This window comes from Streptomyces sp. NPDC050842, from assembly GCF_044456565.1.
Classification (GTDB): domain Bacteria; phylum Actinomycetota; class Actinomycetes; order Streptomycetales; family Streptomycetaceae; genus Streptomyces.
This window is the reverse complement of sequence record NZ_JBITGA010000007.1, coordinates 194,904-221,735: the sequence shown is the minus strand read 5'-3', so window position 1 is coordinate 221,735 and position 26,832 is coordinate 194,904. Positions and strand designations below refer to the sequence as shown.

Below are 26,832 nucleotides of genomic sequence, written 5' to 3'. Positions count from 1 at the left end.
CTCACGCCCTGTCCGCGACGCGCTCGCCGAGAAGGCCTTGTGGCCGGGCGAGGAGTACGACGATGAGGAGTACGAAGGCCCAGACGTCGGCCCAGGACTGGCCGCCGAGCTGCTCCATACCGGGGATGTGGCTGATGTACGCCGTCGCCATGGTCTCGGCGATACCGAGGACGACTCCGCCGATCATGGCTCCGTAGATGTTGCCGATACCGCCGAGGACCGCGGCCGTGAAGGCCTTGAGCCCGAGGAGGAAGCCCATCTTGTAGTCGACGACGCCGTACTTGAGGCCGTACGCGACGGCGCCGACGGCGGCCATCGCGGCACCGAGGGCGAACGCGATCACGATGATCCGGTCGGTGTTGACACCCATGAGCTTCGCGGTGTCCGGGTCCTGCGCCGTGGCCTGCATGCCGCGACCGGTGCGGGTGCGCATGACGAAGAAGGCGAGGAAGGCCATGCAGACCGGGGCGGCGATCAGGAGGAAGACGTCGCCGGTCTGGATGGTGACCGGGCCGAGCTCGATCGGGCCGCCGGAGATCTGCGGGAAGGTCCGAGCGGACTTCGCCTCCGGGTACCAGGCCCAGACGGCCTGCTGGAGGGCGAGCGAGAGGCCGATGGCCGTGATGAGCGGGGCGAGGCGGGGGCCACCGCGCAGCGGACGGTAGGCGAACCGTTCCGCTCCGATGGCTATCGTGGTGGCGATCAGTACGGCACCGACGATCATGAGGGGCAGAGCGACCCACATGCTGGTGCCACCGGGCAGGATGAGCCAGACCGTGAGCGCCCCGAAGCCGCCGGTCATGAAGATCTCGCCATGGGCGAAGTTGATGAGCTGGACGATGCCGTAGACCATCGTGTAGCCGACGGCGACGAGCCCGTACATGGATCCCAGTAGCAGGCCGTTGACCAGCTGCTGCGGCAGTTCGTTCACCGCATTGTCCTCCGAGACTTTCGACGGATGTGACACCGCGCGGGGCGCCTTGTGCGGCCCCCCGCGCGATGAAGGTGGTGCTGAGTGGGGTGCGGGATCAGCCGCCGAAGGTGCCGGACTTGACGGGCTTGAACGCGCCGCCCTCGACCTTGTAGACCGTCAGCTGCTTGTTGGTGGTGTCACCGAACTCGTCGAAGGAGACCTTGCCGGTCACACCCTCGAAGGAGACACCCTGCATGGCCTCGACGACCTTGGCGCGGGCGTCGTCCGGGAGCTTGCCGTTGTTGCCGTCGACGACCTTCTTGACGGCCTCGATGACGGACCAGGTCGAGTCGTAGGCGTAACCGCCGTAGGCCTCGTAGGCCTCCTTGTAGCCCTTGGCCTTGTAGTTGGTCAGGAAGTCCTTGGCGGAGGCCAGGGACTCGATCGGCGCGCCGACCGAGGTGGCGATGTCGCCATTGGCCGCGGCGGCACCGGCGAGCTTCACGTACTCGGGGCTGAAGATCGCGTCGCCACCGACGACGGTGACCTTGGCGCCGGCTTCCTTGATCTGCTTGGCCAGCGGGCCGGCGGCCGGGTACTCGCCACCGTAGTAGACGACGTCGGCGCCGGAGCTCTTCACCTTGGTCGCGACCGCGGAGAAGTCCTTGGTGTCCGGGTTGATGTGCTCGGTGTTGACGACCTTGCCGCCGAGCTTCTCGAACTCGGCCTTGAAGGTGCCCGCGAGGCCGGCGCCGTAGGTCTTCTTGTCGTCGATGATGAAGGCCTTGGTCTTCTTGGCCTCGTTGAAGACGTACTGGGCGGCGAACGGACCCTGGATGGCGTCGGTGGTCGCGGTGCGGAAGTACGACTTGTAGCCGCGCTTCTTGTCGCCGCTGGACCAGTTGGCGCCCTGGCTCAGGGACGGGTTGGTGTTGGCCGGGGAGACCTGCACCAGCTTGGCGTCGTCGAAGACCTTCTGCATCGACTCGGCGACGGAGGAGTTCAGCGGGCCGACGACGCCGAGGACGCCCTTGTCGGCGACGAACTTGGTCGCGTTCTGCTGGCCCGCGGAGGGCTGCGCCTGGTCGTCCAGGGACTCCAGCTTGAAGGTCACGCCCTTGACGTGGGCCTTCTCGTTGGCCGTCTTGACCGCGAGGTCGGCCGAGTTCTTGATGCCGAGGCCGAGGGCGGACAGCTCACCGGTGAGCGGAGCGTCGAGACCGATGGTCACGGTGACGTTGCCGCCGTCGCCGTTCTCGGCGGCGCCGCCCTTGTCGTCACGCGATCCGCAGGCGGTGAGGGTGAGTGCACCCGCGGTGACCGCGGTGGTGAGTATGAGCAACGAACGGTTTCGCACGAAGGGTCCTTTCCCTGGCGCGGCCCCCTCGGATGAGGCGGTGCCGTGAAGCTGCGGAGCGAGGGGTGCCGTTGTCGAACGCCGGGCCGTACTGGGTGGTACAGGGCCGTGCCGTTAGGACGCGCCCGGCGGCGCGGTGACTGGCGGTGACTCTAAGCGCAGGTGGGGAGGGTCGGGGAGCGCCGAGGACATGATGTGACTGTCTTGTTATGCCGACGGGGAAAGAGTGTGCGCAGCGACAGGGAATACCGGGGCATAGGGGTTGGTATTGCGGTGTTCACATAGTGAGAACATGCAGTTCCGCTAAGGGGCTTGAGCGATTCTTGGTACTGACGGTCCGCTCAGCGGACTCTCCGGATATCGGACAGTGGCAGAAACCTCAGCGGACGAATCGGCCCTTCCGTTCCTCTCGGATTTCCCCCGTTCACCTCCCGAATGAAGATCACGGAGAGTGACAGCCGACGGAATCGAAGAGGGGATGACGAAGGGGCGGCACCCTGGCAGGTGCCGCCCCTTGATCGTCGGTCCGTGCGCGTCAGCCGCCCGCGACGATCCCCGCGTCCTTCGCCGTGACCTCGCGCAGCAGGCAGGTCAGCCGCGCCGAGCAGACCCGCCTGCCCTCCTCGTCGCTGATCACGATCTCGTACGTGGCGGTGGACCGCCCGCGGTGCACGGGGGTCGCCACGCCCGTCACGAGGCCGCTGCGCACCCCCCGGTGGTGGGTGCAGTTGAGGTCGACGCCGACCGCGATCCTGGACACCCCGCCGTGCAGCATCGAGCCGATGGAACCCAGCGTCTCGGCGAGCACCGCGGAGGCGCCGCCGTGCAGCAGCCCGTACGGCTGCGTGTTGCCCTCCACCGGCATCGTGCCGACGACCCGCTCGGCCGAGGCCTCCAGGATCTGCACGCCCATCCGGTTGCCGAGGTGCCCGGCGGAGAAGAGCGCGGGCAGGTCGACTCCGAGTGCCGCGTACTCGTCGATGACCTCCTGCGGGAACTTCACGTGCTGCTGTTCGCCCATGGACCGGCTCCGTTCGTCTTTGTACGGCTGCGTGTCGCGTTCCGACCCGCCTGAGCAAACGCTTAGGCGGACTGCGATTGTTCCAGACGGACGATCACGGACTTGCTGGCGGGTGTGTTGCTGACGTCCGCCGTGGACTCCAGCGGGACGAGCACGTTCGTCTCCGGGTAGTAGGCCGCGGCGCAGCCCCGGGACGTCGGGTAGTGCACCACCCGGAAGCCGGGCGCCCGCCGCTCGGTCCCGTCCGTCCACTCGCTCACCAGATCCGTGTACGCCCCGTCGGCGAGCCCGAGCGCCGCCGCGTCCTCGGGGTGGACGAGAACGACCCGGCGGCCGCCCTTGATGCCCCGGTAGCGGTCGTCCAGGCCGTAGATCGTGGTGTTGTACTGGTCGTGCGAGCGGAGCGTCTGGAGCAGCAGCCGGCCCTCCGGCACCTTCGGGTACTCGACGGGCGCGGCCGTGAAGTTGGCCTTGCCGGTCGTCGTGGGGAAGCGGCGCTCGTCGCGCGGTCCGTGCGGCAGCGCGAAGCCGCCCGCGTTCGCCGCGAGACGGGCGTTGAAGTCCTCGAAACCGGGCACCACACGCGCGATACGGTCCCGGATCGTGGCGTAGTCGGCCTCGAACTCCTCCCAGGGCGTGGCGGATCCGTCCCCGAGCGCGGCCCGCGCCATGCGCGCCACGATTGCCGGCTCGGACAGCAGGTGCGGGCTCGCCGGCGGCAGATTGCCGCGCGAGGCGTGCACCAGACTCATCGAGTCCTCGACCGTGACGATCTGCCGACCGCTCTTCTGTACGTCCTTGTCCGTGCGCCCGAGCGTGGGCAGGATCAGCGCGCGCGTGCCCGTGACCGCGTGCGAGCGGTTCAGCTTCGTCGAGACGTGGACGGTCAGCCGGGCCTGCCGCATCGCCGCCTCCGTCACCTCCGTGTCGGGCGTCGCCCCCACGAAGTTGCCGCCCATCGCGAAGAACACCTTCGCCTCGCCGTCGCGCAGCGCCTGGATCGAGCGGACCACGTCGTAGCCGTGGTGGCGCGGCGAGACGATCCCGAACTCCTTGTCCAGGGCGTCGAGGAAGGCCGGCGCGGGGCGCTCGAAGATCCCCATCGTGCGGTCGCCCTGCACGTTCGAATGGCCGCGGACCGGGCACACGCCCGCCCCCGGCCGCCCGATGTTCCCGCGCAGCAGAAGGAAGTTGACCACCTCGCGGATGGTCGGCACGGAGTGCTTGTGCTGGGTGAGCCCCATCGCCCAGCAGACGATCGTCCGCTCCGACGCGAGCACCATCTCCAGGGCCCGCTCGATCTCGGCACGGTCGAGACCGGTCGCGGCGAGCGTCTCGTCCCAGTCGGCCGCCCGCGCCGCCGCCGTGAACTCCTCGTACCCGTGGGTGTGTTCCCGTACGAACTCCTCGTCGACCGCCCCGGGCGTCTCCAGGACCAGCTTGTTGAGGAGGCGGAAGAGGGCCTGGTCGCCGCCTATCCGGATCTGGAGGAAGAGGTCGGTGAGCGCGGCGCCCTTGAGCATGCCCCGCGGGGTCTGCGGGTTCTTGAACTTCTCCAGACCGGCCTCGGGCAGCGGATTGACCGAGATGATCTTCGCGCCCGCGGCCTTCGCCTTCTCCAGGGCGGAGAGCATCCGGGGATGGTTCGTGCCCGGGTTCTGCCCCGCCACGACGATCAGGTCCGCCCGGTGCAGGTCCTCCAGGGAGACGCTGCCCTTGCCGATCCCAATCGTCTCCGTCAGCGCCGAACCGGAGGACTCGTGGCACATGTTGGAGCAGTCCGGCAGGTTGTTCGTGCCGAACTCACGGGCGAAGAGCTGGAGCAGGAACGCGGCCTCGTTGCTGGTCCGGCCCGACGTGTAGAACAGCGCCTCGTCGGGGGAGCCCAGCGCCCGGAGCTCCTCGGCGATGATCGCGAAGGCCCGCTCCCAGGTCACCGGCTCGTACCGCTCGCCGCCCTCCGGCAGCAGCATGGGCTGGGTGATCCGGCCCTGCTGGCCCAGCCAGTACCCACTGCGGGTCGCCAGGTCCGCCACCGGATGCGCGGCGAAGAACTCCGGGGTCACCCGGCGCAGCGTCGCCTCCTCGGCCACCGCCTTCGCGCCGTTCTCGCAGAACTCGGCGACGTGCCTCTTGTCCTCCTCCGGCCACGCGCAGCCGGGGCAGTCGAAGCCGTCCTTCTGGTTGACCTTGAGCAGGGTGCTCGCGGTGCGCCGCAGCCCCATCTGCTCCCGCGCGATCCGCAGCGTGTGCCCGATGGCGGGCAGGCCCGCTGCGGCGTGCTGCGGCGGCGTGACCTGCGGTGCGTCCTGTACCGGGTCACCGGCCGGGGGCTTGCTGACCATCGCGCTCTCCCTTGAGCGGTAATCCTGTGGCGTACGTCTCCGATCCTGTCACGCGCCACTGACGGAGGGGCGGGCCGGGCAGTGCGGCGGGGCGGGGCCGGGGCATGGGCGACCGGGAATGTCAGTGGGGCGTGGGAGGATCGTTCCGTGGCCGAGACAGCATCGAAGAAGACCGAGAAGACCGAAGCGGACCGCCCGCGACTCCTCCTCATGGACGGGCACTCCCTGGCGTACCGCGCGTTCTTCGCGCTGCCCGCGGAGAACTTCACCACCGCGACGGGCCAGCCGACGAACGCGATCTATGGTTTCGCCTCGATGCTGGCGAACACCCTCCGCGACGAGGCGCCCACGCACTTCGCGGTGGCGTTCGACGTGTCCCGCAAGACCTGGCGGTCCGACGAGTTCCCGGAGTACAAGGCGAACCGCTCGAAGACCCCCGACGAGTTCAAGGGTCAGGTCGAGCTGATCGGCGAGCTCCTCGACGCGATGAACGTGCCGCGTTTCGCCGTCGACGGCTTCGAGGCCGACGACGTCATCGCGACCCTCACCACCCAGGCCGAGGCCGAGGGCTTCGACGTCCGGATCTTCACCGGCGACCGGGACTCCTTCCAGCTGGTCTCCGACCGCACCACCGTGATCTACCCCACCAAGGGCGTCTCCGAGGTCACCCACTTCACTCCGGAGAAGGTCCAGGAGAAGTACGGCCTCACGCCCTCGCAGTACCCCGACTTCGCGGCCCTGCGCGGCGACCCGTCCGACAACCTCCCCGGCATCCCCGGCGTCGGCGAGAAGACCGCCGCGAAGTGGATCAACCAGTTCGGCTCCTTCGACGAGCTCGTCGCGCGAGCCGAGGAGGTCAAGGGCAAGGCCGGGCAGAACTTCCGCGACCACCTGGAGTCGGTCAAGCTCAACCGCCGCCTGACCGCGATGGTCACGGACGTCGAGCTGCCGAAGGGCGTCACGGACCTCGCCCGCGAGCCGTACGACCGCGGGGCGGTCGCCCTCGTCCTCGACACCCTGGAGATCCGCAACCCCTCGCTGCGCGAGCGGCTCCTCGCCGTCGACCCGGGCGCCGCCGAGGACACCGCCCCGGCCCCGGAGGCGGGCGTCGAGATCGACGGCTCCGTCCTCGGCGCCGGCGAGCTCGCCCCCTGGCTCGCCGAGCACGGCGCCGAGCCCCTCGGCATCGCCACCGTCGACAGCTGGGCCCTCGGCACGGGGAACGTGAGCGAGGTCGCCCTCGCCGCCGCCGGGGGAGCCGCCGCCTGGTTCGAGCCCAGCGCCCTCGACGAGACCGACGAGCGGGCCTGGGCCGAGTGGATCGCCGACCCGGCCCGCCCGAAGGTCATGCACAACGCCAAGGGCGCCATGCGTGTCTTCCCCGAGCACGGCTGGAGCATCGCGGGCGTCACCATGGACACCGCCCTCGCCGCCTACCTCGTCAAGCCCGGCCGGCGCTCCTTCGCGCTCGACGCGCTCTCGGTCGAGTACCTGCACCGCGAGCTCGCCCCGGCGGCCGCCGCCGACGGTCAGCTCGCCTTCGGCGCCGACGACACCGCCGAGGCCGAGGCCCTCATGACCCAGGCTCGCGCGGTCCTCGACCTCGCCGACGCCTTCGACGAGCGGCTCGGCGAGGTCGGGGCCCGCGAGCTCCTCCACGACGTCGAGCTGCCCACCTCCGTCCTCCTCGCCCGCCTGGAGCGGCACGGCATCGCGGCCGACCGCGACCACCTGGAGGCCATGGAGCAGCAGTTCGCGGGCGCCGTGCAGCAGGCCGTGAAGGAGGCGCACGCCTCCGTCGGCCACGAGTTCAACCTCGGCTCGCCCAAGCAGCTCCAGGAGGTCTTCTTCGGCGAGCTGAACCTGCCGAAGACCAAGAAGACCAAGACCGGGTACACGACGGACGCCGACGCGCTCGCCTGGCTGGCCGGCCAGACCGAGCACGACCTGCCCGTGATCATGCTCCGCCACCGCGAGCAGGCCCGGCTCCGCTCCACCGTCGAAGGACTGATCAAGACCGTCGCCGCCGACGGCCGGATCCACACCACCTTCAGCCAGACGGTCGCCGCCACCGGACGCCTCTCGTCCACCGACCCGAACCTGCAGAACGTGCCGGTGCGCACGGACGAGGGCCGGGCCATCCGGCACGGCTTCGTCGTCGGCGAGGGCTACGAGGCCCTCATGACCGCCGACTACAGCCAGATCGAGCTGCGCGTCATGGCCCACCTCTCCGAGGACGAGGGCCTCATCGAGGCCTTCGCCTCCGGCGAGGACCTGCACACCACGGTCGCCTCCCAGGTCTTCGGCGTCGAGCGGTCCGCCGTCGACGCCGAGATGCGCCGCAAGATCAAGGCCATGTCGTACGGCCTGGCCTACGGCCTCTCCGCCTTCGGCCTCGCGCAGCAGCTGAACATCGACCCGGGCGAGGCCGGCGGCCTGAGGGACACCTACTTCGAGCGCTTCGGCGGAGTCCGGGACTATCTGCGCCGGGTCGTCGACGAGGCCCGCGCCACCGGGTACACGGAGACGATTCTCGGCCGCCGCCGCTACCTGCCCGACCTCAACAGCGACAACCGGCAGCGCCGCGAGTCCGCCGAGCGGATGGCACTCAACGCCCCCATCCAGGGCACGGCCGCCGACATCGTCAAGGTCGCCATGCTCAATGTCGACCGGGCACTGACGGAGGCGGGCCTCGCCTCCCGGATGCTCCTCCAGGTCCACGACGAAATCGTCCTCGAACTCGCCCCCGGCGAGCGCGACCAGGTCGAGGCCCTGGTCCGCGAACAGATGTCTGCCGCGGCAGACCTCCGAGCCCCCCTCGACGTCTCCGTCGGCGTAGGCCACGACTGGGACTCGGCGGCCCACTGACGAGTCACGGCAGGTGGGCGCACCACTTCCGTGTGGGCAATCGTCCCGCAGGGGCTGGGGGTCCCCCTCTGGGGGAGGGTGGGCACACGGGACGGCGCCCCCTGCCGGGCCTAGGCTTCTGGTGCCTGAGCCCGCACCACCGGTGCGGTGCAGGCCAGGGCCCGGCCCGGCGGGTGTGCGCCAGGTGGACCACTCCAAGGCGCGCCCCCGCACCCCGGCTCCCGACACTGGGGAGCATGATCACGAGCCGCCGCCGCTCTTGCTTCCGCGCCTGCGTACTCCTCGGCGCGCTCCTCGGAGCATCCGGCACCACCTGGCCCGCCGAGGCACACCAGGCAGCACACCAGGCCCCCGCCCTCTGCACCTCGTCCCGAGACCCCGCCCTCGCCACCCGCATGTCCCAGGACATCGCCGCCGCGCTCAAGGACCGCGACGGCACGGTCTCGGTCGCCGTCCACGACCCCCGGCGCGAGCTGCGCTGCCGGCTCGGGGACGCCCGGCTCTACGACTCCGCCAGCATCGCCAAGGCCCTCATCATGCAGGCCGTCCTCGGGCGGGCCGAGGAGCTGGGCCGCGCGCCCACCCGCCTCGAGGCCCAGCGGATGAAAGCCATGATCACCCGCTCCGACAACACCGCCGCCACCGACCTGTGGCAGGGGCTCTCGCGCGCCCGGCTGAACAGGGTGCTGCGCGAGGCCGGCGCCCAGGACACCGTCCTCGGTCACGACCGCTACTGGGGCCTCACCCGCACCACCGCCCGCGACCAACTGGCCCTGCTCACCGCCGTCTCCCGCCGGACCGAGGCGCTCAGCCTGATGGGGCAGGTCGTCAGCAGCCAGGCCTGGGGCGTCACCGCGGGCGCGCCCCGCACGGTCAAGGTCCACCTCAAGAACGGCTGGCTGCCCCGCGCCACCCACGAGTGGCGCGTCCACAGCATCGGCATCGTCCGCGGCACGGGCACCACCACCGGCACCGGCAGCGCCACCGGAAGCGCCGCCATTGACTACCGGATGGCCCTCCTGAGCCACGACAACCCCACCATGCGGTACGGCGTACGCACCCTGGAGGGGATCGCCGTCGCCGTGCACCGCGGCCTCGCGGGCAGTACGGCGGCCCGCGGCTTCACCCCCGGGGAGAGGATCAGCGAGACCCCGGACGGGAGCGCTCCGCGCGGCGAACCGGGGTCTCGCCCTCCGGCGCCGGGTGGGACGTGGCCGGGGCACCGGCCGCAGGAGTGGGGGACGTACCCAGGAGCCGTGCCCCCGTCCCGTACAGCACGAGCCCGACGGCGAGCCCCGCGCCGGCCCCGAAGCAGGCCGTCGGAATGACGTCCAGGGGCGTCTCGATCCGATTCCAGCCCCAGTACGCCGCCCAGCGCAGCACCCGGTGGGCCACCCCGGCGAGGACGCAGCCGCCGATGAGGCCGACCGCGACGAGCCGCCCCCGCCGGCCCGGGACCGGCACCCGGGCGGGCAGCTCCGTGCCCGGCGCGGTGGCGCGCAGGGAGCGGAGGGTGAACCAGCAGAGGAGCCCCAGGGCCAGCGCGGAACCCCCGTACTGCGCGTAGAGATAGACGGGGAACCCGGCCACGAGCTCGCCGAGGAAGGGGATCACCCGCGTGCCCCAGCGGTCGATGTGGGTGAAGGAGTCCCACACCACATGGGTCGTCGAACCGACCACCGCGGAGAGGAAGAACCAGCCGGCGAGCACCGCCGTGTGCCGGTCCCGCCAGGGACGTCCCCGTACGAGCCCGTACACCCGCCCGCGCCACCGGGCGGGCAGCAGCGCGACGAGCGGCTCGCGCACGGTCAGCCACAGGGCCACGAGTACCGCGGTGATCAGCACGTCGACCGTGACGATCCCGACGGGGGAGTGGGTGAAGTCGCCGAGGACCATCGCCCCGGGCACCGCCGTGGCCGCGAAGTAGGTCATGTCGGGCGCGAAGGAACCCGCGACGAGAGCGGAGGCGACCAGCGGTCCGCGCGCGGTCCCGTCGCGGCGCAGCCCGGGCAGGACGGCGGCGGCATGGCTGAGCGTGAACGGCAACGGGAGCTCCCACTCGGTTGCGGTGGTGACGGCCGCGGCGGAACGGCCGCAGTGCAAGAGGTCCCGGACCCCCAGGTCGGTTCCCGTTCCGGGCCGGTCGGCCCGTATACGTGAGGAGGCCACCGGTCCGGGTCCGATCGCCAGGAGGCCGAGAGGTGACGAAAGCGTGAAACACGGTCAGGCGTCAGTGTTCGGCGGTCCGGAGTTGGCATAGGGTCGCCAGAGGTCACACGCGGGGAGCGTGGGACTCAGTCGATGGGGAGGGGACCACAGGTATGGCAGCGCAATTGGGCCGCCGGCTGCGCAAGGGGGCCACCAGCGGTGCGGTGGTGGCCGCGGCGGTCGCCGCGCTCGCCGCTTCGCAGGCGCCGGACATGATCCCGCCGCCCGCGGACAACGCCGGCGGGGACCGGGCCATCGGCGCCGGGGACACCGCCACGCCGCCGACCGACGGTTCCGCGACCGGTGATTCCCCGTACTACACCGAACTGCCGCCGCTGAACACCCCGGTCAAGCCCGGGGCGCCCACCCACCTCCCGGTGATCACCGGGCCCGCCGAGGCCGGCATACCCGCGTCCGTCCTCTCCGCCTACAAGCGGGCCGAGGCGTCGGTCCGCTCGACCGACCCCGGCTGCAACCTGCCGTGGCAGCTCCTCGCAGGCATCGGCAAGGTCGAGTCCGGCCAGGCGCGCGGCGGCGGCGTCGACGCCAACGGCACCACTCTCTCGCCGATCCTGGGCCCCGCCCTCAACGGCGTCGGCTTCGCCAACATCTCGGACACCGACGGCGGTGCCTACGACGGCGACAAGACGCACGACCGAGCCGTCGGCCCGATGCAGTTCATCCCGTCCACCTGGGCGACCTGGGGTCAGGACGCCAACGGTGACGGCAAGAAGGACCCGAACAACATCTACGACGCCGCGCAGGCCGCCGGTCTCTACCTCTGCGCCAACGACCGGAACCTCGCGCTCAAGGCCGACCTCGACCGCGCCGTCCTCAGCTACAACCGCTCGACGGAGTACCTGAACACGGTCCTGTCCTGGTTCGAGTACTACAAGCGCGGCACCCACCAGGTCCCGGACGGTACGGGCGTGCTGCCGGTCGACCGCAGCGACAACCGCGGCCGGGGCATCCGCCCCAGGCCCACCCCGCCGCTGTCGCCCCTCCCGACGACGCCCGCGCCGACGCCTCCCGCGTCGAAGCCGGTCCCGCCGAAGTCGCCGAAGCCGTCCGAGTCGGTCGTGCCGCCGACCACCCCGCCGACGACGGACCCGACCAAGCCGCCGACCACTCCGACCACGCCGCCCACGACTCCGCCGACGAAGCCCACCACCCCGCCGACGACGACGCCCACCGTCCCGCCGGCCGTGAAGGTCACGCGGCTCACGACCGTGACCACCGGTCCGCTGACGACCACCACCGGGAACGTCTTCGGCAAGTCCCCCACGGTCGCGGCGCTCGACGCCTCGGGCGCGCCGGTCGTCGGGGTGAGCATCAGCTTCGAGATCGTCGGAACCACCGACGCCCGCTTCGCCGGGGGAACGGCCAAGGCCACCGTCACCACCGGCGCCAGCGGCATCGCCGCCTCTCCCGTGCTGCGGGCGGGGGAGAAGCTCGACTCGTTCAAGGTTCGGGCCACCGTCGTGGGTCGCACCCCCCTGGTCGCCGCCGAGTTCACCGCGACGGTCACCGAGCGCCAGGCGGACACCCTCAGCCGGGTCGGCGGCGAGGCCCTGACCGCCACCACCGGCAAGGAGTTCACCCAGCAGGTGCAGGTGAAGGCCACCGACAAGGGCGCGCTCGCCCCCGGCGTCCTCGTCACCGGCCTGATCGTCACCTCGAAGACCGCGACCGAGGCGAGCGCCGACGGCCCGTACTTCACGGGCGACGCGGGTGCCACGGCCAGGACCAAGACCTTCACGACCAACGCGGACGGTCTGATCACCCTCGCCCCCGGCGCCCTCCTCGCGGGCGACAAGGCGGGCACGTTCTTCCTCAAGCTGACGACGCCCGGCGGCGGCAGCGTCTTCGTCGAGCTCACGGTCACGGCGCCCACGCCCACGCCCGAGCCGTCGACCCCGGATCCGGCGCCCTCCACGACCGACTCGCCCGAGGCCACCTCCTCTCCCTCCTCCTCGCCCTCGGCCTGACCGACCGCTCCCCGCGTCGCGTCCTCCAGCGCCGCCCCTCCGTCCGTACCGGACGCGGGGGCGGCGTTCCGCGTTACCCGGGTGCAACGTGTTCTCATCTCGCGGTCGCGTTGCTACGGTGCCCCCGCCCTGACGCCCTATCAGATCCAGCCGCGGGAGGCCGACCATGCGCGCCCTTGTCGCCGTCGCCATCGGACTCGCCCCAGTCCTCCTCTTCGTCCTCCTCGTGTCCCTGGTCGATCTGCCGCCCGACGGGCCCACCTCGCCCAAACCCCTGCTGACCGCCGATCCCGGCCCGAAGAAGTAGGGGGATACCGTGCGCCGCCGAGCCAGCCTCGTCCTGCTCGCCTTCGCCGTCTGCTTCGCCGCCATGGCGCCGACCCTGCGGTGGTACGCCTTCCCGCGCCTGGCGAAGATCCCGCCGAACCAGTACCAGGAGACCGTCCTGGAGGCCCGGCCCGCGACCCTCCTCAACTACGCCACGCTCAAGGCCGAGAAGGTCGAGAAACTCACGATCGTCCAGACCCTCAAGGGCAACGTGGAGGAGTCGCGGCGGATCGAACGCGACGCCGGGCGCGACGTCGTCGTCTGGGACGCCCTCGCCTACGTCATGGGCCCCGACGGCAAGATGGTCTCCAAGGTCCCCGAGCGGTACATCTTCGACGCCCACACCCAGGACCCCGTCCACGCCACCGGCGAGACGGTAGACGGCGACCCGGTCCGCCGCGAGGGCATCGAGTTCAAGTGGCCCTTCCTCACCGAGAAGCGGGACTACCAGTACTTCGACGCCCAGACCCGCACCTCGGCCCCCATCCACTACAAGGGCACCCAGAACTTCCGCGGGATGGAGGTCTACTACTTCGAGCAGACCATCCCCTGGACCAAGGTCCCCATGCCCAAGGCCATGCCGATCAAGATCCCCCCGGAGATCATCACCGAATCCGGCCTCACCCGCTGGTACACCACCAAGCGCATGTTCTGGATCGAGCCGGTCACCGGCGCCCCCGTCAACGGCGAGGAGATCCACCGGGAGGAGCTCCGCAACGCCAAGGCACTGATGGGCCAGGACACCATCACCGTCTTCGAGGGCCATGTGAAGATGCGCGAGGACTACGTCAAGAGCGTCGGCGAGCTGGTCGAGTCCAACCGCCTGATGGTCATGATGCTCGTCTCCTACATGCCCTGGACCCTCACCGTCCTCGCCCTCGCCCTCCTCGCCCTCGCCTTCTGGCTGGAAGCCCGCTCCCGCCGTGCGGCGGCACCGCCGGTGCCGTCGGTGCCGACAGGGTCCGTCACCGCTCCCGTCTGAGCCGCGCGCTGGTGTGCCGGGTCGGCTCCGCCGCGGAAGGGTCCTCCGGCCACGGGTGCTTCGGATACCGGCCCCGGAGCTCCGCCCGCACGGCGCGGTAGCCCTCCCGCCAGAACGACGCCAGGTCGGCGGTGACCGCCGCCGGCCGCCCGGCGGGGGAGAGCAGATGGACCAGCACTGGCACCCCCGCCACCCGCGGCGTCTCGGCCAGGCCGAACATCTCCTGGAGCTTCACCGAGAGCACCGGCCGCCCGCCGCCGTACTCGACCCGTATCCGCGAACCGCTCGGCACCTCGATCCGCTCCGGCGCGAGCTCGTCCAGCCGACCCGCCTCGCCCGTCGCCCAGGGCAGCAGCCGCCGCAGCGCCTGCCCGGCGTCGATCCGCCCCAGATCCGCCCGGCGCGAGGCCCGGGACAGCTCCGGCTCCAGCCACTCCTCGGCCCGGTCGACCAGCGCCCCGTCCGCCACGTCCGGCCACGGGTCGCCCAGCTCCCCGTACAGGAAGGCGAGCCGCTCGCGCAGCTCCGAGGCGTCCCGGCTCCACCGCAGCAGCCCGAGCCCCTCCCGCCGCAGCCCGTCGAGCAGCGCCTCCCGTACGAGCGCGGGCTCGGCCCCCGACCCGAGGGGCCGTACGGTCAGCTCCACCGCTCCCAGCCGGTCCACCGAGCGCGCGACCACGTCCCCGTCCTCCCAGTGGACCTCCTCGCCCGTGGCCCGCAGATGACCCGCCGCCCACCGGGCCGTGCCCTCGTCGACCACGGCCGCCAGCCGCACCCGCGCCGTGGCGTCCCGCGCCGTACGGTCCGCCACCGCCACGGCCAGCCACGGAGTGGAACGCAGCCCCGACCCCTCGTCGATCCGCGCCCCGCTGCCCGACACCATCAGATAGCCGCCCTGCTCCCGCGCCCTGGCCACCCGCTCCGGAAAGGCCAGCGCGGTCACCAGGCCGGCCACGGCGTCCTCACCGCCCGCCCGGGAAACGGCCCCCGCCTTCGCGTCCCGCCCCGGTTCGGCCGCCTCGCCGACGGAACCGGCCGAGCGCTCCAGGCGCCGTGCCTCCGCCTTCCAGTGGGCCGCGTAGCCGTCCGCGCCCCGGCGGGCCGACCGCCAGGCCGCCGTCAGATCGTCCCCGTACTCCCGGGGAGGCTCCTCGCTCAGCAGCGCCACCACCTCCGCCGCCCGCCGTACACCGACCTCGGCGGCTCCGTCGAGCAGCGCCCGACCCAGCCGGGGGTGGAGCCCGAGCCGGGACAGCCGCCCTCCGCGCTCGGTCGCCTTGCCGTCCTCGTCCACGGCACCGACGGCCGCCAGCACGGAGCGGGCCGCCGCCATCGCCCCGGTGGGCGGCGCGTCGAGCAGGGCGAGCCCCTCCGCCGTCGGATCGCCCCAGCACGCGACCCGCAGAGCGAAGTCCGCCAGATCGGCGATCCGGATCTCGGGCGAAGGGAACCGCACCCGATTCCCCTCCTCGGCCTCCGCCCAGCACCGGTAGACGGTGCCGAAGGCCTCGCGCATCGACCGCCCGGACCGCTGGGTGGCCGCCGCGACCGACACCGGCACCGTCGCCAGCGACCCCAGCCCCCGCGCATGGTCCATCCGCGGCTCCCGCGCGAGCCCCGAGTCCACGACGATCCGGACCCCCGGCACCGTCAGGCTCGACTCCGCCACCGACGTCGACAACACCACCCGGCGCCGCCCGCCCGGCTCGGCACCCCGCAGGACCGCGTCCTGCACCGCCGCCGGCGCCCGACCGTGCAGCTGGAGCACCTCCGCGTCCAGCCCGGCGAGCAGCCCCGCCGTCCGGGCGATCTCCCCCGTACCGGGAAGGAAACAGAGGACGTCCCCCTCGTGCCGCTCCATCGCCAGCCGGACCGTCGCCGCCACATGGCGCAGCAGGGCCGGATCCACCCACGTGCCGTGCGCGGGCCTGATCCCCGCCGGAGGAGCGGCGAACCGGACCTCGTATCCGTGTCCCTCGCCCTCGCTCCGCACGATCGGCGCGGGGTCGCCGCCGTCCACGGCCGTGAGCAGCCGCGCCCACGCCTCCGCGTCGCTCGTCGCCGAGGCCGCGATCAGCTTCAGCTCCGGCCGCAGGGCCGCGCGGACGTCCACCAGGAAGGCCAGGGCCGTATCGGCGTCCAGATGCCGCTCATGGCACTCGTCGAGCAGCACCACGTCCACGCCGGCCAGCTCGGGATCCCGCTGGAGCCGCTGGAGCAGAAGGCCCGTGGTCACCACCTCGACCCGGGTAGCGGCACTCACCCGGCGCTCGCCGCGCACCGAGAAGCCGACCGTCCCGCCGACCTCCTCGCCCAGCAGCCAGGCCATCCGCCGGGCCGCCGCGCGCACGGCCATCCTGCGCGGCTCGGCCACCAGCACCCGCCGCGTCGGCCCGTCCCCTATGAGCCCCGCGAGCGCGAGCGGCACCAGCGTCGTCTTGCCGGTGCCGGGCGGCGCGTGGAGCACCGCCGTGCCGCGCTCAGCGAGCGCGGTCAGCAGCTCAGGGACGGCATGGCGGACGGGAAGCAGGTCGAGTGCGTCGTTTCGGATCACGCACTCAGTCTCATACGCGAGGAGAAGAGGTGGGTCCCGTTGTCCACAGGCCCCACCTGTTCATAGGACTAATCCTGGCGTTCGCAGACGAAGATCGCCGTGCCCGGGATCAGGTTCCCCCGGAGCGGGGACCAGCCGCCCCACTCCTGGCTGTTCCAGGCTGGCCACTCCGGCTCGACCAGGTCCACGAGCCGGAAACCGCCGGCCACCACGTCCCGCACCCGGTCGCCGAGCGTCCTGTGGTGCTCCACGTACACGGCCCGGCCCTGCTCGTCCTGCTCGACGTAGGGCGTGCGGTCGAAGTACGAGGCCGCCACCGAGAGGCCCTCCGGCCCCGGCTCGTCCGGGAACGCCCAGCGGATCGGGTGCGTCACCGAGAAGACCCAGCGACCGCCGGGCCGCAGCACCCGGCGCACCTCGCGGAAGACCCGTACCGGATCGGCGACGAACGGCACCGCGCCGTACGCCGAGCAGACCAGGTCGAAGGAGCCGTCCCGGAAGGGCAGCGCCCCGGCGTCCGCCTCGACCAGCGGCACGCCCCCGCCGATCCGCAGCGCGTGCTGGAGCTGCCGGTGCGAGAGGTCGAGGGCCACCGGCCGCGCCCCCTGCGCCGCCAGCCAGCGTGAGCACTGCGCCGCGCCCGCGCCGATCTCCAGGACATCGCGCCCCTTCAGCGCACCGGCCGGCCCCAGCAGCTCGGCCTCGGCCTCGTCGAGCCCCTCGGGGCCCCAGACGAACCGGTCGTCGCCGAGGAACGCCCCGTGATCGCTCTGGTACTCGTCCGCGTTCCGGTCCCACCAGCCGCGGCTCGCCCGGCTGCTCTCCGCGTCCCCCGCGTCACGCCGGGTCGCCTCGGCGTCGTCCTCGGCCTCGTCGTGGCCCTCGTGCTGTTCGTACTCTTGGTTCATCTCGCCCGCCGATGTAGTTTGCGCTCAGTGCCGCCCCGCGGCCGATCCCGCCATGCGGCGTGGATCCGGCGCGGATCCGGCGCGGCGGACAAGAAATAGTGCCGGGTTTGCACGGTTCTGCCCCTGGTGCGCGCTTCGCGCATTGACCCTGTCCGGCCGCCCCCGTATGCTAAAGGTTGCGCTGCGGGCCTGCGCGCCTCAGACGGAGCAGGCCGCGCTCGTACCTGTTGTATGTCCCCTCGGTTTTCGAGGCACCTCCCCGTTCGCGGGCAGGGGCTTCATTGGCTGTCCGGCTTCTTGGTGCGATACGGGCTCTCGGCGTAGCAGTACCTACGACTTTCTGTCCGTAACCGGAGCCCTTTCCCACATGACGAGCAGCACCGAGACCACCGCCACCAGCACCACCCCGCAGGTTGCGGTCAACGACATCGGTAACGAGGAAGCCTTCCTCGCCGCGATCGACGAGACGATCAAGTACTTCAACGACGGCGACATCGTCGACGGCGTCATCGTGAAGGTCGACCGGGACGAGGTCCTGCTCGACATCGGTTACAAGACCGAAGGCGTGATCCCGAGCCGTGAGCTCTCGATCAAGCACGATGTCGACCCGAACGAGGTCGTCAAGGTCGGCGACGAGATCGAGGCCCTGGTTCTCCAGAAGGAGGACAAGGAAGGCCGTCTGATCCTGTCCAAGAAGCGCGCTCAGTACGAGCGTGCCTGGGGCACGATCGAGAAGATCAAGGAAGAAGACGGCATCGTCACCGGTACCGTCATCGAGGTCGTCAAGGGTGGTCTCATCCTCGACATCGGCCTCCGTGGCTTCCTGCCGGCCTCCCTCGTCGAGATGCGTCGCGTCCGCGACCTCCAGCCCTACGTGGGCAAGGAGCTCGAGGCGAAGATCATCGAGCTGGACAAGAACCGCAACAACGTGGTCCTGTCCCGCCGTGCCTGGCTCGAGCAGACCCAGTCCGAGGTTCGCCAGACGTTCCTCACCACCCTGCAGAAGGGTCAGGTCCGCTCCGGCGTCGTTTCCTCGATCGTCAACTTCGGTGCTTTCGTGGACCTGGGTGGCGTCGACGGTCTCGTGCACGTCTCCGAGCTGTCCTGGAAGCACATCGACCACCCGTCCGAGGTTGTCGAGGTCGGCCAGGAGGTCACCGTCGAGGTTCTCGACGTGGACATGGACCGCGAGCGTGTCTCCCTGTCGCTGAAGGCGACGCAGGAGGACCCGTGGCAGCAGTTCGCCCGTACGCACCAGATCGGTCAGGTCGTCCCGGGTAAGGTCACGAAGCTGGTTCCGTTCGGTGCGTTCGTCCGCGTGGACGAGGGCATCGAGGGTCTGGTCCACATCTCCGAGCTGGCCGAGCGCCACGTGGAGATCCCGGAGCAGGTCGTCCAGGTCAACGACGAGATCTTCGTCAAGGTCATCGACATCGACCTCGAGCGTCGTCGCATCAGCCTCTCGCTGAAGCAGGCCAACGAGTCCTTCGGTGCCGACCCGGCCTCGGTCGAGTTCGACCCGACCCTGTACGGCATGGCCGCGTCCTACGACGACCAGGGCAACTACATCTACCCCGAGGGCTTCGACCCCGAGACCAACGACTGGCTCGAGGGCTTCGAGACCCAGCGCGAGGCCTGGGAGACCCAGTACGCCGAGGCGCAGTCTCGCTTCGAGCAGCACCAGGCTCAGGTCATCAAGTCCCGCGAGGCCGACGAGGCCGCCGCTGCCGAGGGCGCTGCCGCCCCGGCCGCCGGTGGCAACGCCGGTGCGGGCATCTCGGGTGGTTCGTACTCCTCGGAGTCGGACGACAACTCCGGCGCCCTGGCGTCGGACGAGGCGCTCGCCGCCCTCCGCGAGAAGCTCGCCGGCGGCCAGAGCTGAACAGGCTCTCCGCTGAGCGCTAGCCGCTAGCACACCGAGGCCCGCTTCCCTCCGGGGGAGCGGGCCTCGGTCGTTTCCGCAGCTCTGCCGGGCCCACCGGACTCCTCCTCCGGAAGATCGGCCCGCGCGGGAATGGTGATGCGGCGCACGGCGTTGCCAGAGAGAACACGAGGAGGAGCGGTAATCGTGCTTGATCCCCAGGATTTGTACGAATGGGACCCGAAGGGCCTGGCCGTCGTGGACCTGGCTCTGGCGCAGGAGTCGGCCGGGCTGGTCATGCTGTACCACTTCGAGGGCTACATCGACGCGGGCGAGACGGGTGAGCAGATCGTCGAGCGGCTGCTCGACACCCTGCCCCACCAGCTGGTGGCCCGCTTCGACCACGACCGGCTCGTGGACTACCGCGCCCGCCGCCCCCTGCTGACCTTCCGACGGGACCGGTGGAGCGCGTACGAGACGCCGACCATCGAGGTCCGCCTCGTGCAGGACGCCACCGGCGCGCCCTTCCTGGTCCTCTCCGGCCCCGAGCCCGACGTCGAGTGGGAGCGGTTCGCCGCCGCCGTCCGGCAGATCGTCGAGCGGCTCGGCGTGCGCCTCGCGGTCAACTTCCACGGCATCCCCATGGGCGTTCCGCACACCCGCCCCGTCGGCCTCACCCCGCACGGCACCCGTACCGACCTGATGCCCGGGCACAAGAGCCCCTTCGACGAGGCCCAGGTCCCGGGCAGCGCCGAGTCCCTCGTCGAGTACCGGCTCTCGGAGGCCGGCCACGACACTCTCGGCGTGGCCGCCCACGTCCCGCACTACGTGGCCCGCTCGCCCTACCCGGACGCGGCCCTGACCGTCCTCGAGGCCGTCACGGCCGCCACCGGCCTCGTGCTCCCCGGCGTCGCCCACGCGCTGCGGACGGAGGCCCGCCGCACCCAGACCGAGATCGACCGCCAGATCGGCGAGGGCGACGACGAGTTGGTCGCCCTCGTGCAGGGCCTTGAGCACCAGTACGACGCGGTGGCCGGCGCCGAGACGCGCGGCAGCCTGGTCGCCGAGCCGGTCGACCTGCCGTCGGCCGACGAGCTGGGCCGCGAGTTCGAGCGCTTCCTCGCGGAGCGGGAGGGCGACGCATAGCCCTCTCCGGGCAGGCCCTAAGCTGCCGCTCATGCTGAAGGTGGGCCTGACCGGCGGGATCGGCGCCGGCAAGAGCGAAGTGTCGCGGCTGCTCGTCTCGTACGGAGCCGTGCTGATCGACGCCGACCGGATCGCGCGCGAGGTCGTCGAACCCGGGACACCCGGGCTCGCGGCCATCGTGGACGCCTTCGGGGACGGCGTCCTGACCGAGGGCGGAGCGCTCGACCGGCCGAAGCTCGGCTCCATCGTGTTCGCCGACGCCGACCGGCTGGCCACCCTGAACGCCATCGTGCACCCCCTGGTCGGGGCCCGGTCGGCGGAGCTGGAGAGCCGGGCGGCCGCCGGAGACGTCGTCGTCCACGACGTCCCCCTGCTCACCGAGAACGGGCTCGCGCCGCTGTACGACCTGGTCGTGGTCGTGGATGCGACCCCCGAGACCCAGCTCGACCGGCTCGTACGCCTCCGGGGCATGGCCGAGGCCGAGGCCCGGGCCCGGATGGCCGCCCAGGCCACGCGCGCGCAGCGGCTGGCCATCGCGGACCTCGTGATCGACAACGACGGTCCGCTGGACGCACTGGAACCGCAGGTGCGGAAGGTCTGGGACGAGCTGGAGCGCCGGGCCGCCGCCCCGGCCTGAGACACCGCCCCACGGCGTTGTACGGGCGCCGCGGGCGCCCGGCGAACCGTCGGCGGAATGCGGCCGCCGGGTTCGGTGTTCCTTCACCTCATCGAGGGAAGGATGCCACCGTGGCCGACAGGAACCCGGAAACCCACGTCATCGACTTCCGCGCCGCCGAGCATCTGCTGGCCGCGCGGGACCCGCAGGGCGCCGTGAAGCTGCTGGACTCGGTGATCGCCGCCCACCCCGAGAACACGGCGGCCCGCCTGCTGCGGGCCAGGGCGTTCTTCGCCGCCGCCCAGCTCCGACCGGCCCAGCTGGAGTTCGAGCTGGTCCTGGAGCGCGAGCCGGACAACGCGTTCGCCCACTTCGCGCTGGCCCGCACCTTCGAGCGCTCCGGGAAGCCCGCCCAGGCCACCCGGCACTTCCGGCTCGCCGCCGCTCTCGACCCGAAGCCCGAGTACCTCCAGGCGGCGGGGTTCGACTCGCGGAGCTGACGGCCGCGGTTCAGCGGTCCGTGTGGTTCAGCGGCCCGTGCGGTTCAGCGGCCCGTGCCGCCGTGGTCGGGCTCGTAGGGCGGGATGTCCCGGCCCGGCTGCCAGTGCGGTCCCTGGTGGAGGTGGCGCACGACCATCGCCAGATCGACCGTGACCACCAGGAGCAGCACTCCGCAGGCAGCCGCCCAGCCCGGGCGGCCCACCAGCGAGAACACGGTCGTGCCGAAGGCGGCCCAGAGCAGCCCCCACACACTGAGCCAGAACCGCAGCCGCAGGGCACTGCGCGCGGTGGCCGGCTCGTTTCCGGAACGCATGGCGGTCACCCCTCCCGTGGGGTCCCCGGTTCACTTCCAGCATGGACCTGCGGCAGGGGAGGGGGAAGGGGAGACGGAGGGCGCTGCCGGGGTGTCTAGTGGACGACGCTGTAACTGCGCCAGGGCAGGTGTCCGGGCACGATTCCGTCGCTGGTGTTGATCGGGAGGTAGGTGGAGTCCTGGCCCTGGCAGTTGCGGGTCCGGTACAGCACGATGTCGGTCAGGCTCTCGTTCGCGACCCTGGTCGCACCGGACGGCGCCAGGCGGTGGCAGCCGTTCACCGAGGGGCTGGTCACGGAGATCAGCAGCTCGCGTTCCGTCTCGTAGGCGATCGGGCCCACGGTGGTGCGGCCGAGGCCCGAGCAGCCGGCGACCGTGAGAGTGAGCAGGACGGCTCCGGTGGCCGTCGTGAGACGCCGGCGAACGGACATGGCGAATCCTCTTCTGTCGTGCGAAGGCGGCGGTCGGCAGCACCCCGGATCCACCCCGGTCCTGGCCACCATGCCGTCTGCCGGACCCCGCGGCATCCGCTGCTGGGCCGCCCGGGGGAACGGCCCTGGCGGCCGTTGTCAGACCTCACCCGTAAGGTCGGAGGCCAGTAGGAGAGCCGGGCGGAGATCCCGTCGGAATCCGCCGCGCAGCGGGAGGAGAGCAGAGCCATGACGCCCATCTGGACCACCGGCGCCGCCGTCTTCCTCCCGGCCGCCCTGCCGCGCGAGGGCCGTGTCGCCTTCTGGGCCCCCGACGGGAGCGCCCTGCCGGACGTCGCCGCGCTCGGCGGCGGACCCGAGCCCGCCGAAGCCGGTCGGACCACCCCCGAAGGGCCGGAGCGCGTCGAGCTGACCGTCGTCCGGCGGCACGGCAGCGGAGCCCGCACCCGGACCGTGCCCGCAGTCACCCTCCCCGTCGCCGCCGCCCTTCCCCATCTCGTCGCGGCCCGCCACCACCCGGCCGCCCACCCCGCCACCGCCTGCTGGGGAGCCGCCGCCCTGCACGCCCTGCAGCTGATCGCCCGAGGCCGGCTGCTGCCCGGGCTCACCACCGACGACCTGGACGCCTGGCGGGCCGGCCCGCTGGACGCCGACGACATCGCCCACCTGCGGGCCGTGGCCGCGGCCATGCCGTACGAGGCGCACGCCGTGCCCGTCCCAGGACCCGGCCCGCTGCGGCTGCCCGAGCCCGAGGCGCTCGTGCGCGCCTTCCTCGACGCGGTCGCCGACACCCTGCCCCGTACCCCGGCCGCCACCCACGCCGTCGGGGCGCCGTTCGCGGCCCGGGCGCCGCAGCACCTGCCCCGCGCGCGTGCCTGGGCCGCGGAGGCCGCCGCCGGGATGGACGCGGGCGTACGGGTCTCGCTCCGCCTCGACCTGTCGGGGTACGAACTCTTCGACATCTCCGACACCGACGCCGGAGAAGAGGGCGGTACCGAGCGCCAGGCCGCCGCCGCGATCCTCCAGATCCACAGCCTCGCCGACCCGACCCTCGTCATCGACGCCCTCGCCCTGTGGGCGGGGGAGGGCGAGCACTTCGGGCCGCGCGCCCGGATCGACGCGGTCCTCGCCCTGCGCCGGGCCGCCCGCGTCTGGCCCCCGCTGGCCCGGCTCCTGGAGCGGGACGTGCCCGACGTCCTCGCCGTCACCGAGGACGAGCTGTACGAGCTGCTCGGCCCCGCCGCGGCCCGGCTCGCCGACGCCGGGGTCGCCGTCCACTGGCCGCGCGAGCTCGCCCGCTCGCTGAGCGCCTCCGCCGTCGTCCGCTCCGCCCTCTCCGCGCCCGGCTCCGCGACCGACGGCACTGCCTTCTTCGACAGCGAGGAGCTCCTGCGGTTCAACTGGCAGCTGGCCCTCGACGGCGATCCGCTCACCGAGCGCGAGATGGACCTCCTCGCCGAGGCCCACCGGCCCGTCGTGCGCCTCCGCGACCAGTGGGTCGTCATCGATCCCGACCTCGTCCGCAAGGCCCGCAAGCGCGAACTGGGCCTCCTGGAACCGGTCGACGCCCTGGCCGCCGCCCTCACCGGCACCGCCGAGGTGGACGGCGAGACCGTCCCCGCCGTCCCCGTAGGGGCGCTCGCCGCCCTCCGGGACCGGCTCATGGCCGGCCCCGAGGCCGTGCAGGCCCCGCCCGGCCTGACCGCCACCCTCCGCGACTACCAGCTCCGCGGCCTCGCCTGGCTGGACCTGATGACCTCGCTCGGCCTCGGCGGCTGCCTCGCCGACGACATGGGCCTCGGCAAGACCGTCACGCTCATCGCCCTCCACCTGCGCCGCGCCCGCCGCGCCCCCACCCTCGTCGTCTGCCCGGCGTCCCTCCTCGGCAACTGGCAGCGGGAGATCGAGAAGTTCGCTCCCGGCACGCCGGTGTGCCGCTTCCACGGCGCCGACCGGGGACTCGACGGGGTGGACGGCGGTTTCGTCCTCACCACCTACGGCACCCTGCGCACCAGCGCCGCCCGACTCGCCGAGCGGGACTGGGGCATGGTCGTCGCCGACGAGGCACAGCACGTCAAGAACCCGTTCTCCGCCACCGCGAAGGCCCTGCGCGAGATTCCCGCGCCGGCACGGGTCGCCCTCACCGGCACCCCCGTGGAGAACAACCTCTCCGAACTGTGGGCGCTCCTCGACTGGACCACCCCCGGTCTCCTCGGACCCCTCAAGGCCTTCCGCTCCCGCCACGCCCGGGCCGTCGAGAACAACGAGGAGATCGAGCACGCGGAGGCCGTCGAGCGGCTCGCCCGGCTCGTACGGCCCTTCCTGCTGCGCCGCCGCAAGTCCGACCCCGGGATCGTCCCCGAGCTGCCGCCCAAGACCGAGTCCGACCACCCCGTGTCCCTCACCCGGGAACAGGCCACGCTCTACGAGGCCGTCGTCCGCGAGACCATGGCGCAGATCGAGGCCTCCGAGGGCATCGCCCGCCGCGGTCTCGTCATGAAGTTGCTGACCTCCCTCAAACAGATCTGCAACCACCCCGCGCAGTACCTCAAGGAGCAGTCGCCGCGCGGCAGCGGCACCGCCCGGCTCGCCGGCCGCTCCGGCAAGCTCGCCCTGCTCGACGAGCTCCTCGACACGATCCTCGCCGAGGACGGGTCCGTGCTCGTCTTCACCCAGTACGTGTCGATGGCCAGGCTCCTCGCCGACCACCTGGCCGCGCGCGGCATCCAGGCCCAACTGCTCCACGGCGGCACCCCGGTGGCCGAGCGCGAGCGGATGGTCGACCGCTTCCAGGCCGGCGAGATCCCCGTCTTCCTGCTCTCCCTCAAGGCCGCGGGCACCGGCCTCAACCTCACCCGGGCCGGCCACGTCGTGCACTACGACCGCTGGTGGAACCCGGCCGTCGAGGAGCAGGCCACCGACCGGGCTTACCGGATCGGGCAGACCCAGCCGGTGCAGGTCCACCGGCTCGTGGCCGAGGGCACGGTCGAGGACCGCATCGCCGAGATGCTGCGCGCCAAGCGGGCCCTCGCGGACGCCGTCCTCGGCTCGGGCGAGGCCGCCCTGACCGAACTGACCGACCGGGAGCTGGCCGACCTGGTGTCCCTGAGGAGGCAGGCGTGAACCACCCGCGCTCGGCCCGCGGGGCCCTGCCCCGCCACGACGACCGCCGGCGCAGCTTCCCGCAGGTCGCGCCCCGCGAGGCGCCCGACGGGCGGTTCGCCGCCACCTGGTGGGGCAATGCCTGGGTCGAGGCGCTGGAGGACACGGCCCTCGACCCGGCGCGCCTCGCGCGCGGGAAGGCGTACGCGGGGCGCGGCCATGTCGACGCGATCACCGTCACTCCCGGCCGGGTCGTCGCCTACGTCCACGGCAGCCGCCCCCGCCCGTACCGCACCGAGATCAGGATGCGGACCCTCGGCGACGACGGCTGGGAGCGGTTCCTCGACGAGGCCACCGCCCGCCCCGATCACATCGCCGCCCTCCTCGACAAGGACGTGCCGCACGCCCTGGAGGCCGTCACCGGCCTGCTGCCCGCGCCGGGGGACCTCGTCCCCGACTGCTCCTGCCCGGACGACGGTTACCCCTGCAAGCACGCTGCCGCCCTCTGCTACCAGGCGGCGAGACTCCTCGACGAGGATCCGTTCGTCCTCTTCCTGATGCGCGGTCGCGGCGAGCAGGAACTGCTCGCCGAGCTCACCCGGCGCAACGCGGCCCGGTCCGCCGCCGAGACGTCCGCCGCCGCGCCGCCGATGCCGACGGTCCCCGCCCGCGCCGCGCTCGCCGCGACGGCGGCCGGGGCGGCGGCAGGAGCGGGACTCCCGCCGCTGCCCCGGCCGTTGGCGCTCCCCGACCGGCCCGGCCGTCCGGCCGTCTTCCCTCCCGACCCCGAAGCCCCCGACCCGCTCGCCCTCGACCTCCTGGCGAGCGAGGCGGCGGTCCGCGCCCACACCTTCCTCGCCACGGGACACGACCCGGTCGCCGCGCTCACCCCCTGGCAGGACGCGGTCCGGCTGGCCGCCGCGCACCCCGGTTCCGGGCTCACCGCCTCGACCCGCGCGCTCTACCGCGACCTGGCGTACGCGCTGGACCGCACACCCACGGACCTCGCCCGTGCCGTCGCCGCCTGGCGGCAGGGCGGCGCCGCCGGACTCGCCGTCCTGGAGGAGCCCTGGGACCCGCCGGCCGGACCGTTCGACCGGGCCCGACCCGCGCTGCTCGCCGCCGACTTCCCCGCCTTCCGGCCCTGGCGCAACCGGCTCTCGACGGAATCCCTCCAGCTCCGGCTGGGCCGGGACGGCCTCTGGTACGGCTACGAGTCGGACGGGGGCCGCGAGGACTGGTGGCCGCGCGGCGAACCCGATCCGGACCCGGTCGGCGCGCTCACCGACCTGCTCGGAGGGTGACGGGAAGGGAGCCGACACTCGAACGGCGCCCCACTCGAAGGAGTGAATCCCGCCAACGGCCGGATCCGGCATCCGCGTTTGTCGCGT

The 26,832-nt window shown here is 72.2% G+C and carries 19 protein-coding genes and 1 pseudogene; 11 read left to right on the top strand and 9 right to left on the bottom strand.

Annotated features, from left to right (window positions below; genetic code table 11):
- Position 1 precedes the first annotated feature (1 nt).
- The 4 genes from ACIBG6_RS24695 to ACIBG6_RS24680 all read right to left on the bottom strand — a co-directional run bounded on the left by ACIBG6_RS24695 (position 2) and on the right by ACIBG6_RS24680 (position 5,636).
- Positions 2-931: a branched-chain amino acid ABC transporter permease gene (locus ACIBG6_RS24695; RefSeq protein WP_384143452.1), complete on the bottom strand. Its 930-nt coding sequence runs from the start codon at positions 929-931 to the stop codon at positions 2-4.
- 97 nt (positions 932-1,028) lie between these two features.
- On the bottom strand, positions 1,029-2,270 hold the full coding sequence (locus tag ACIBG6_RS24690; RefSeq protein ID WP_399224735.1) for a branched-chain amino acid ABC transporter substrate-binding protein: 1,242 nt from the start codon (positions 2,268-2,270) through the stop codon (positions 1,029-1,031).
- A gap of 535 nt (positions 2,271-2,805) precedes the next feature.
- Positions 2,806-3,291: a hotdog fold thioesterase gene (locus ACIBG6_RS24685; RefSeq protein WP_329624069.1), complete on the bottom strand. Its 486-nt coding sequence runs from the start codon at positions 3,289-3,291 to the stop codon at positions 2,806-2,808.
- 62 nt (positions 3,292-3,353) lie between these two features.
- Complete coding sequence (locus tag ACIBG6_RS24680) at positions 3,354-5,636, bottom strand: FdhF/YdeP family oxidoreductase (protein WP_399224734.1); 2,283 nt, start codon at positions 5,634-5,636, stop codon at positions 3,354-3,356.
- Between the two features lie 147 nt (positions 5,637-5,783).
- Between ACIBG6_RS24680 and polA the strand changes: the two genes are divergently transcribed.
- Both polA and ACIBG6_RS24670 read left to right on the top strand, forming a co-directional pair.
- The gene (polA, locus tag ACIBG6_RS24675; protein WP_399224733.1) at positions 5,784-8,504 is read left to right on the top strand and encodes a DNA polymerase I; all 2,721 of its coding nucleotides are present in this window, start codon (positions 5,784-5,786) and stop codon (positions 8,502-8,504) included.
- 236 nt (positions 8,505-8,740) lie between these two features.
- Positions 8,741-9,412, top strand: a pseudogene (locus ACIBG6_RS24670) (serine hydrolase); the annotation flags it as partial.
- A 232-nt stretch (positions 9,413-9,644) separates the two neighbouring features.
- Here ACIBG6_RS24670 and ACIBG6_RS24665 read toward each other — a convergent pair.
- Positions 9,645-10,550, bottom strand: coding sequence for a DUF4184 family protein (locus tag ACIBG6_RS24665; RefSeq protein ID WP_399224732.1), 906 nt, complete (start codon positions 10,548-10,550; stop codon positions 9,645-9,647).
- Between the two features lie 275 nt (positions 10,551-10,825).
- Here ACIBG6_RS24665 and ACIBG6_RS24660 point away from each other — a divergent pair, with 275 nt between their 5' ends.
- The 3 genes from ACIBG6_RS24660 (at position 10,826) to ACIBG6_RS24650 (ending at position 14,009) form a co-directional block, all read left to right on the top strand.
- Positions 10,826-12,700 (top strand): lytic transglycosylase domain-containing protein, encoded by a 1,875-nt coding sequence (locus tag ACIBG6_RS24660; RefSeq protein ID WP_399224731.1) that lies wholly within the window; start codon positions 10,826-10,828, stop codon positions 12,698-12,700.
- Positions 12,701-12,866: 166 nt separating this feature from the next.
- The gene (locus ACIBG6_RS24655) at positions 12,867-13,007 is read left to right on the top strand and encodes an SPW_0924 family protein (protein WP_107105423.1); all 141 of its coding nucleotides are present in this window, start codon (positions 12,867-12,869) and stop codon (positions 13,005-13,007) included.
- A 9-nt stretch (positions 13,008-13,016) separates the two neighbouring features.
- On the top strand, positions 13,017-14,009 hold the full coding sequence (locus ACIBG6_RS24650; RefSeq protein ID WP_399224729.1) for a DUF3068 domain-containing protein: 993 nt from the start codon (positions 13,017-13,019) through the stop codon (positions 14,007-14,009).
- On the opposite strand, the gene hrpB is transcribed toward ACIBG6_RS24650, so the two are convergent.
- The gene (gene hrpB / locus ACIBG6_RS24645) at positions 13,993-16,563 is read right to left on the bottom strand and encodes an ATP-dependent helicase HrpB (protein WP_399224728.1); all 2,571 of its coding nucleotides are present in this window, start codon (positions 16,561-16,563) and stop codon (positions 13,993-13,995) included. The two genes, ACIBG6_RS24650 and hrpB, sit on opposite strands and share 17 nt — an antisense overlap.
- 68 nt (positions 16,564-16,631) lie before the next feature.
- Positions 16,632-17,471, bottom strand: coding sequence for a class I SAM-dependent methyltransferase (locus tag ACIBG6_RS24640; RefSeq protein WP_399224727.1), 840 nt, complete (start codon positions 17,469-17,471; stop codon positions 16,632-16,634).
- Between the two features lie 367 nt (positions 17,472-17,838).
- Between ACIBG6_RS24640 and rpsA the strand changes: the two genes are divergently transcribed.
- The 4 genes from rpsA (at position 17,839) to ACIBG6_RS24620 (ending at position 21,594) form a co-directional block, all read left to right on the top strand.
- Positions 17,839-19,353, top strand: a complete 1,515-nt coding sequence (gene rpsA / locus ACIBG6_RS24635; RefSeq protein ID WP_073806662.1) for a 30S ribosomal protein S1 — start codon at positions 17,839-17,841, stop codon at positions 19,351-19,353.
- 186 nt (positions 19,354-19,539) lie between these two features.
- Positions 19,540-20,478 carry a PAC2 family protein gene (locus ACIBG6_RS24630; protein ID WP_399224726.1) on the top strand — a complete coding sequence of 313 codons (939 nt, stop codon included), beginning with the start codon at positions 19,540-19,542 and terminating at the stop codon, positions 20,476-20,478.
- 31 nt (positions 20,479-20,509) lie between these two features.
- Positions 20,510-21,115 carry a dephospho-CoA kinase gene (gene coaE / locus ACIBG6_RS24625; protein ID WP_399224725.1) on the top strand — a complete coding sequence of 202 codons (606 nt, stop codon included), beginning with the start codon at positions 20,510-20,512 and terminating at the stop codon, positions 21,113-21,115.
- 110 nt (positions 21,116-21,225) lie between these two features.
- A complete protein-coding gene (locus tag ACIBG6_RS24620; protein WP_399224724.1) occupies positions 21,226-21,594 on the top strand; it encodes a tetratricopeptide repeat protein in 369 nt (122 codons plus the stop codon).
- A gap of 44 nt (positions 21,595-21,638) precedes the next feature.
- Here the strand turns inward: ACIBG6_RS24620 and ACIBG6_RS24615 are convergent, their stop codons facing one another.
- Both ACIBG6_RS24615 and ACIBG6_RS24610 read right to left on the bottom strand, forming a co-directional pair.
- Entirely contained in the window at positions 21,639-21,908 is a 270-nt protein-coding gene (locus ACIBG6_RS24615) for a DUF6343 family protein (protein WP_399224722.1), read from the bottom strand.
- 95 nt (positions 21,909-22,003) lie between these two features.
- Positions 22,004-22,339 (bottom strand): hypothetical protein, encoded by a 336-nt coding sequence (locus ACIBG6_RS24610; RefSeq protein WP_399224721.1) that lies wholly within the window; start codon positions 22,337-22,339, stop codon positions 22,004-22,006.
- A 228-nt stretch (positions 22,340-22,567) separates the two neighbouring features.
- On the opposite strand from ACIBG6_RS24610, the gene ACIBG6_RS24605 reads away from it, so the two are divergent.
- Both ACIBG6_RS24605 and ACIBG6_RS24600 read left to right on the top strand, forming a co-directional pair.
- On the top strand, positions 22,568-25,462 hold the full coding sequence (locus ACIBG6_RS24605; RefSeq protein ID WP_399224720.1) for an SNF2-related protein: 2,895 nt from the start codon (positions 22,568-22,570) through the stop codon (positions 25,460-25,462).
- The gene (locus ACIBG6_RS24600; RefSeq protein ID WP_399224719.1) at positions 25,459-26,745 is read left to right on the top strand and encodes an SWIM zinc finger family protein; all 1,287 of its coding nucleotides are present in this window, start codon (positions 25,459-25,461) and stop codon (positions 26,743-26,745) included. Before ACIBG6_RS24605 ends, ACIBG6_RS24600 begins: the two co-directional genes overlap by 4 nt.
- Positions 26,746-26,832 lie beyond the last annotated feature (87 nt).